This window comes from Rhodovulum sp., from assembly GCF_011048875.1.
GTDB classification, from domain to species: domain Bacteria; phylum Pseudomonadota; class Alphaproteobacteria; order Rhodobacterales; family Rhodobacteraceae; genus Rhodovulum; species Rhodovulum tesquicola.
On record NZ_DSDD01000298.1, the window covers coordinates 1 to 1,901 of the forward strand.

Consider the following 1,901-nt stretch of genomic DNA (forward strand, 5'->3'; position numbering starts at 1 on the left):
CCGTCATGCGGTCATCGAGATCGGCGATCCAGTCCGCCCAGTCCGGGGGCACGGCTGCGACGGTCTCGGCAGCCGGCCGGGCGAGCCTCGCCTCGGCATAGGAGGCACAGCCCGCGTCACCAGCGCCCATCGTTGTGGCGCAGCCGGTCAGCGGGATCGCCAGCGCGGCGCCCGTCACGAATCGCCGCGCGACCCCGCTCCATCTTCTCAGCCGTCTCTTCCATCGCATCGCGTTCCGCTTCCCGTTTTCCCGCGCGCTCCCCTACCGCGCGACCCCAGACGCGGCCCAGGAAGGCGCCCCCGACCGCGCCCAGAGCCGCGACCAGCCAGATCAGAAGGTCAGCCATCGTCCCGCTCCCCGCGCGCGGCGGCGACGCAGAGGGCGACGACGAAGACCCCGAGGCAGCCGCCCACGACCAGACCTGCGAGGAACTCAAGCATCGCCGCGGAACCCGCGCTCGATCCGGTCGCGCAGGCCGATCAGGCCCAGACCGAGGAACATCAGCCCTGCGGGCGAGGCATCGCCCGAGCCGGCGAGCAGCGCGACGAGACGGGACAGTTCGGCGAACGGTCCGGTCGCGAACAGCGCGAGGGAGGCAATGCCCGTGAGCACGGCGAGAAGACCCGCCCACCAAGTGAGATGGGGTGGTTGCCGCCCGCTTCCGACGGCATCGCAATGTGCCAAACTGGTGGCTGTCTGGGCCACGAAGAGGAAAGGACAGCAACCGTGACGAAAGATATGATGATCGGCGTTGATCTGGCAAAGCATGTTTTCCACCTGCACGGGGCGACGATGTCGGGGCATGTGCTGTTCCGGAAGCGGCTCTCGCGGGGTCAGTTTTTGCGGTTCCTGGAGCGGCAGCCCTCCTGCATCGTTGTGATGGAGGCCTGCGGCGGCGCGCATCACTGGGCGCGCGAGCTTGCCCGGCTTGGCCACGAGGCGAAGCTGATCGCGCCTGGCTATGTGAAGCCCTTCATCAAGCGCCAGAAGAATGACGCCAACGATGCCGAAGCCATTGTCGAGGCGGCGCAGCGGCCGGGCATGCGGTTCGTCGAGGTCAAGTCACCCCAGCAGCAAGCCGTCGCCTGTCTGTTCCGGGCGCGCAAGCAACTGGTCGAGCATCGCACGGCGCTGATCAACGCGCTGCGTTCGCATCTCTATGAATTCGGCTTCGCGTTCCCCGCCGAGGCCGCCGGTCTGGCACAGGCGCGCCGGGTTCTGGACGCAACCGAGACTGATCTCCCCGATCTTGTCCGGTATCTGTGCATCGATCAGCTGGCGCGTATCGACGAAACATCGGAGCGGATCGCGGAGCTGTCGCGCCGCATCCCAGCGCTCGGACAGGGCGATGAACAGGCGCGGCGCTTGCAGACCATGCCGGGGATCGGGCCTGTGACGGCGCTGGCCATCGAGGCCTTCGCCCCGTCGATGGAGAGCTTCCGCTCGGGGCGCGATTTCGCTGCCTGACTGGGACTCGTCCCAAGGCAGCACTCGACCGGAGGCCGACAGCGGCTGGGCCGCATCTCGAAGGCCGGCCAGTCCGACATCCGGCGTTTGCTGATCAGCGGTGCGATGTCCCGTCTGAACTGGATCGGACGCCGAGCCATCCGGCCAGGTTCGTGGCTGGCGCGGATGCTGGAGCGCAAGCCGAAGATGCTCGTGGCAATCGCATTGGCCAACAAGATGGCGCGGGCAGTCTGGGCCATGATCGTGAAGGGAGAGGATTATACCAACGGCCCGTTCGGCTGGCTCGAGGGGGATTCCCAAAGCTCACGAGCTCTGGCTCAGTGCGGTCTCAAAGGATGGAGGCAGGCATGGCAGGGATAGCGATCACACGGACGGAGCTGACGGCGACGGAGATGCGCACGGCGGCGGGCAAGACGAAGGATGCGAAGGCTGC

General features: G+C 67.3%; 3 protein-coding genes and 1 pseudogene. 1 reads left to right on the forward strand and 3 read right to left on the reverse strand.

Going from position 1 to position 1,901, the window contains the following annotated elements:
• Window positions 1-116: 116 nt before the first annotated feature.
• The 3 genes from ENN83_RS10430 to ENN83_RS10435 are packed head-to-tail and all read right to left on the reverse strand — an operon-like array spanning window position 117 to window position 784.
• Window positions 117-347: a hypothetical protein gene (locus tag ENN83_RS10430; RefSeq protein ID WP_287186731.1), complete on the reverse strand. Its 231-nt coding sequence runs from the start codon at window positions 345-347 to the stop codon at window positions 117-119.
• Window positions 340-441, reverse strand: coding sequence for a DUF3789 domain-containing protein (locus tag ENN83_RS17155; protein ID WP_414707651.1), 102 nt, complete (start codon window positions 439-441; stop codon window positions 340-342). The genes ENN83_RS10430 and ENN83_RS17155 overlap by 8 nt, the downstream gene beginning before the upstream one ends.
• The gene (locus ENN83_RS10435) at window positions 434-784 is read right to left on the reverse strand and encodes a hypothetical protein (RefSeq protein ID WP_287186733.1); all 351 of its coding nucleotides are present in this window, start codon (window positions 782-784) and stop codon (window positions 434-436) included. The genes ENN83_RS17155 and ENN83_RS10435 overlap by 8 nt, the downstream gene beginning before the upstream one ends.
• Between ENN83_RS10435 and ENN83_RS10440 the strand changes: the two are divergent.
• Window positions 740-1,729, forward strand: a pseudogene (locus tag ENN83_RS10440) (IS110 family transposase); the annotation flags it as partial. The gene ENN83_RS10435 and the pseudogene ENN83_RS10440 sit on opposite strands and share 45 nt — an antisense overlap.
• Window positions 1,730-1,901: the final 172 nt, after the last annotated feature.

Bases quoted from the DNA above. Each gene is read 5' to 3' on its own strand.
- ENN83_RS10430 (WP_287186731.1), bottom strand. From the start codon at position 347: ATGGCTGACCTTCTGATCTGGCTGGTCGCGGCTCTGGGCGCGGTCGGG.
- ENN83_RS17155 (WP_414707651.1), bottom strand. From the start codon at position 441: ATGCTTGAGTTCCTCGCAGGTCTGGTCGTGGGCGGCTGCCTCGGGGTC.